The 4742-nt window shown below is 71.5% G+C and carries 7 protein-coding genes; 3 read left to right on the forward strand and 4 right to left on the reverse strand.

The window, feature by feature from the left end; genetic code table 11:
• Positions 1-19 precede the first annotated feature (19 nt).
• Entirely contained in the window at positions 20-316 is a 297-nt protein-coding gene (locus WA805_RS24495; RefSeq protein ID WP_422276437.1) for a WhiB family transcriptional regulator, read from the reverse strand.
• Between the two features lie 149 nt (positions 317-465).
• Between WA805_RS24495 and WA805_RS24500 the strand changes: the two genes are divergently transcribed.
• Both WA805_RS24500 and WA805_RS24505 read left to right on the forward strand, forming a co-directional pair.
• Positions 466-1149, forward strand: coding sequence for a VOC family protein (locus WA805_RS24500; protein ID WP_422276439.1), 684 nt, complete (start codon positions 466-468; stop codon positions 1147-1149).
• A 2-nt stretch (positions 1150-1151) separates the two neighbouring features.
• Entirely contained in the window at positions 1152-2015 is an 864-nt protein-coding gene (locus WA805_RS24505) for an alpha/beta fold hydrolase (protein ID WP_425243506.1), read from the forward strand.
• Here the strand turns inward: WA805_RS24505 and WA805_RS24510 are convergent.
• Together WA805_RS24510 and WA805_RS24515 are read right to left on the reverse strand one after the other, a co-directional pair.
• Positions 2012-2341 (reverse strand): helix-turn-helix domain-containing protein, encoded by a 330-nt coding sequence (locus tag WA805_RS24510; RefSeq protein ID WP_425243507.1) that lies wholly within the window; start codon positions 2339-2341, stop codon positions 2012-2014. The two genes, WA805_RS24505 and WA805_RS24510, sit on opposite strands and share 4 nt — an antisense overlap.
• The gene (locus tag WA805_RS24515; protein ID WP_425243508.1) at positions 2287-3207 is read right to left on the reverse strand and encodes a DUF5996 family protein; all 921 of its coding nucleotides are present in this window, start codon (positions 3205-3207) and stop codon (positions 2287-2289) included. The genes WA805_RS24510 and WA805_RS24515 overlap by 55 nt, the downstream gene beginning before the upstream one ends.
• Before the next feature lie 68 nt (positions 3208-3275).
• On the opposite strand from WA805_RS24515, the gene WA805_RS24520 reads away from it, so the two are divergent.
• Positions 3276-4208 carry an LLM class flavin-dependent oxidoreductase gene (locus tag WA805_RS24520; protein ID WP_422337639.1) on the forward strand — a complete coding sequence of 311 codons (933 nt, stop codon included), beginning with the start codon at positions 3276-3278 and terminating at the stop codon, positions 4206-4208.
• 14 nt (positions 4209-4222) lie between these two features.
• Here WA805_RS24520 and WA805_RS24525 read toward each other — a convergent pair whose 3' ends face one another.
• Positions 4223-4597 (reverse strand): STAS domain-containing protein, encoded by a 375-nt coding sequence (locus tag WA805_RS24525; RefSeq protein WP_422276447.1) that lies wholly within the window; start codon positions 4595-4597, stop codon positions 4223-4225.
• Positions 4598-4742: the final 145 nt, after the last annotated feature.

A 4742-nucleotide genomic window follows, 5' to 3' on the forward strand; every position in this document is an offset into this window, starting at 1 on the left:
GGTTCTGACCAGCAGGGTTCTAGCCGGTGAGGACGCTGTGCAGGCCGGGCCTGATCGTGGCGTAGCGTTCCTCTTCGGTCGTTCCGCCCCATATGCCGTGCATCTGCCTGGTGTGTATCGCGAAGTCAAGGCACTGACGGCGGACCAGGCAGCGCGCGCACACCGCCTTGGCCTCGGCTACCTGGGCCTGGTTGCAGCCAGCGGCCGACACTGGGAAGAACAGGTCGGGGTCAGCGGACCCGCACGCCGCTAGCGGCTTCCACTGCCCGCCCCCGGAAAGCTCTATGAGCAGAAGAGCCAGGTCATGTTGCTGCATGACAGCAGCATGACTCCGGGGCGGCCGCGCGCGCCTCAGGCGATCCGGGTGATTTTCTGCCAGGGTAAGGACCAGGGGACCCCACGGGCGCGATGGGCACCGGGAGGCCGCATGCTGGTTCCTACAGGAACCGATCCGCGGAGGACAGCATGGCCGGCACCGACGCAACCATTTCGACGGATACGCCCGGCGCGGGGACCATCGACATGAAGCTCGAGGCGGTGGCGGTACCCGTCTCGGACGTCGACCGGTCGAAGCGCTTCTACCAGAGCCTCGGCTGGCGGCTGGACGCCGATATCGCCGTGGGCGACTCCTTCCGGATAGTCCAGCTGACGCCGCCGCAGTCGGCGTGCTCGATCCAGTTCGGGATCGGCGTCGCCGCGGGCGAGCCCGGCTCCGTCAAGCGCCTGCTGCTCGCCGTCTACGACATCAACGAGGCGCGCGCGGACCTGGTCCGGCGCGGCATCGAGGTCAGCGAGCTGTTCCACCTGGCCGGCGGCCCGGTGCCCGGCCCGGACCCGCAGGGCCGCTCCTACCAGACGTACGCGTCGTTCAGCGACCCGGACGGAAACGGGTGGCTGCTCCAGGAGATCAAGACCCGGCTGCCCGGCCGGGAGTGGGAGGACCTGACGTCGACCATCGCCTCCCGGGCCGGCCTGCTGAAGGAGACGGCCGAGCATCACGATCCTTACGAGAAGTCCCATGCCCCGCACAACTGGTGGGACTGGTACGCCGCCTACATGGACGGCCGCGAGAAAGGGCAGACGCCGGACGAGGCGGCGGAGGCCGCGGGGCGCTACATGCGGGACGTGCTGCACATCGCGGCGCTGTAGCCGTGGCCGGGGGATATGCGGCGCTGCCGAACAAACGGGTCAGCGCCGCCAACGGCGTCGAGTACGCCTACCGCGACACCGGCGCCAGCGCGGGGACGGGGGCGGGGACGGGGGCGGTGCCGCTGGTGCTGTTCCAGCACTTCCGCGGGAACCTCGACAACTGGGACCCGGCGCTGATCGACGCGCTGGCCACGGGCCGCCGGGTAGTGACCTTCGACAACGCCGGCGTCGGCGGGTCGACCGGCGCCACCCCGGACACCATCGAGCAGATGGCGCGCGACGCGATCGCATTCCTCGCCGCCATGGAGTTCGGCCAGGCAGACCTGCTCGGCTTCTCCATCGGCAGCTTCGTCGCCCAGCAGATCGCCCTCGTGCGGCCGGCCATCGTCCGCAGGCTGGTGCTCGCCTCCTCGGCGCCCAAGGGCGCGGCCGGCATGCATGGCTGGGCGGCCGAGGTGATCGGCGCGGTCGGCACGCCGCACACCACCCCGGAGGCCTACCTGGATGTGTTCTTCGCCCGGTCGGCGTCCAGCCTGCAAGCGGGCAGGGAGGCCTTGCGGCGCATGTACGCCAGGACCGACGACCGGGACACCGCGACCACGTGGGCTACCCGTGAGGCGCAGTACGACGCTGTCTGCGCCTGGGGAATCCCCGAGCACGCCCTGCTGGAGCGGCTGTGCGCTATCGGCGTGCCGGTGTTCGTGACGAACGGCGACAGCGACCCGATGATCCTGCCCCGGTACTCTTACCTGCTCGCGGGCCTGATCCCGGACGCGCGGCTGAAGATCTACCCCGACTCGGCGCACGGCTTCCTGTTCCAGCATCACGCCGAGTTCGCTGCCGACGTCGGGGCATTCCTCGGCTAGGCCGGCTGGCGGTCCTCGCCGGACTGCGCCAGCGCGGTACGCAGCTCCCGCCGGGAACTGATGCCGAGCTTGGTAAAGATCTTGCGCAGGTGCCATTCGACCGTCCGCGCGGACAGGAACAGCCGGGTGCCGATCTCCGGGTTCGTCAGCCCGTCCCGCGCGAGCTGGGCGATGTAGGCCTCCTGCGCGGTGAGGGTGGTGACGGTCTCGACGCTGCGCTTCCGCACCCGCTCGCCGGTGGCGACCAGCTCCCGCTGAGCGCGCTCGCGGCCTACCTGACGGGCGGCGGGCTGCCCTCGGTGCTGGCGAGCAGGCCGGGGCGCCATTGGCATATCTCGCAGGAGTGCCGGAACGCCGAGCGGGCGAACTCCAGCGCCGCCGCGTGGGGGTCTGGGGCGGCGCGGACGTCGTCCCAGTCCAGGATGAACTCGCCGATGTTCTCGTCCCAGTGCGCGGCAGCCGGGGACAAGGCGGCGTCCTCGTATCCGGCTGGTTTCGGGTAGGCGTAGGCGAAGAAAGCCGCGCCCTGGTGCCGGGTATCGCCGGGCCACCAGCCGACGATGAACTGCTCGGCGTCCCCAGAGTTCCGCATGATGAAATCGGTTCCCGGCGGGTCGACCGGTGCGCCGGAAAACAGCGCTACCGCGAGGTCGAAGGAGCCCCACCAGGCGTTCACCGGTGTCGACCGGCCCCGGAAGGGCGCGCGGAAGGCGGCGAGGACCAGCGCGGCCTGGGTGGCCGCCGCGAAGTAGTCGCGGACGTGGCCAGGGTCATACCGCGCGTGCTCGTAGTCCTCGTCCAGCGGCACGTCCCACGGGACCTCCTGCGGCGCCGGGTTGATTCGCACCGCGCCGCCCAGCCGGGCCACCGCGGCCAGCACCTCCCTGGTCACGTCCGCGACCGGCCGGTCAGGGGTCAGCGGCACCCGCTCGGCGTGCCCGTCGCTATGCTCCGCCACCGCCTCATGCGAGCGCAGGTCCAGCGCGACGACCAGCGAGCCCGACCCGTCGGGCGCGGGCAGCGGAGCGGTCTCCCAGCCGCGCGCCGTCAGCCGCAGCGCTCCGTGCTGCAGCTCCGGCTCGGGCGGGGACAACGCGATGGCCAGCTTGCCGAGCACCTGGGTATGGGCGTGCAGCGTGTCACACGTCGGGGCCCACCGATCGTAAGAAACCGCTGGCCAGGCTTGAGTCATCCGCTGCTCCTTAGCTCGGTTCCCCCCCAGCGTAGTCAGGGAGCGGCCGAGCCAATACGGTGACATCCATGGGATCCGCCAGCGTGGCCGGCGCGGCCCGCCAGTCCCTCGGGCCGGTCGGCGTTTACCTGCCGATACCGTTCACGAGCACACCGCCGGTCAGCCTTCAGCGCGAGGCGGTCGTCCGGCTGGAGCGCGCCGGCTATCGCACCGCGTGGGTGAACGAGACGGTCGGCGGCAGGGATCCTCTCGTGCAGCTGGCCCTGCTGCTTCCGGCCGCCGAGCGGATGACGTTCGGCACTGGCGTCGCCAATATCTGGGCCCGGGCGCCGCAGACCGCGCATGGCGCCGCCGCCATGCTGGCTCAGGCCTATCCCGGCCGGCTGGTGCTCGGCCTCGGCACCGGTTATCCCCAGCAGGCGGCCGCCGTCGGCAGGGAGTGGACCAGCCCGCTGGCCGCGATGCGCGACTACCTGGAGCGGATGGCGGCCCCGACCATGACGCCCGCCCTGGAGGCGTCCTATCCCCGGCTCGTCGCCGCGAACGGCCCGAAGATGATCGCGCTGGCCCGGGACATGGCGGACGGCGCGCTGCCTGCTGGCTTGCCGCCGGCGTTCACCGCGCAGGCGCGGGACGCGCTCGGCCCGGACAAGCTGCTCGCCGTCGGGCTATCGGTGATCACCGATACCGCCGACCGCGAGACGGCACGGGCCAGGGCACGGGACGCGGTATCCACCTCGCTCAGCCGGTCGTGGTACGCGGCGACCATCGCCCGGCTGGGCTATCCGGATCAGGAGATCGCCGCGGTGGGCGACGAACTCGTCAGCGCGATCGTCGCCCACGGGGATCCGGAGTCGATCGCGGCCACGGTGGCCGCGCACCTGGCCGCCGGAGCGGATCACGTGATACTGCTGCCGCCAGCGGGTGGCGGTGGCGCCGACCTCATGACGGGCGTCGGGCAGCTCGAACAGCTGGCGCCCGCCCTGCCGCAGCCCCGCTGACGCCCGGCTGGTCGTCAGGAACCTAGCGCGGCTACCGCGTCCGCCACGCTGGCGGCCACCGGGATCACCTCGGCCACGCCGGTAATCGACAGCACCTGGGCGACCTCCCCGTGCGGGGATGCCAGCACGAGCGACCCGCCCGCGTCCGCCAGCACCCGGCGCACTCCCATCAGCACGCCGACCCCGGCCGATGACATGAACGCCACCCGCGACAGATCCACCACGATCCGCGGCGCCCCGTGCGCCAGCACCGATGCCAGGGCGTCGCGGAACCGCTGCTCGGTGCCGGTGTCGATGTTCCCGGCCACCGAAAGCACCGCATAGCCGGCTTCCCGCGAGACCGAGAAGGCCAGCGAGTCGCTGCCAGTGCTCAGCGGGTCAGTATTCATGAGGCCAGTCACCTCCACAGCGGGGGAGCGGGCGTCCGGCACGGCTTCATACCCCTACCCCGCAGGCGCGGGGTATGGGCGGGAATCTTAAGAAACGATGCAGGCAGGGTGAAATACGTCGGGCCGGCCACGAGCGTGGCCGGCC

The sequence above is a fragment of the Trebonia sp. genome, from assembly GCF_049794275.1.
In the GTDB taxonomy this organism is placed as follows: Bacteria; Actinomycetota; Actinomycetes; order Streptosporangiales; family Streptosporangiaceae; genus Trebonia.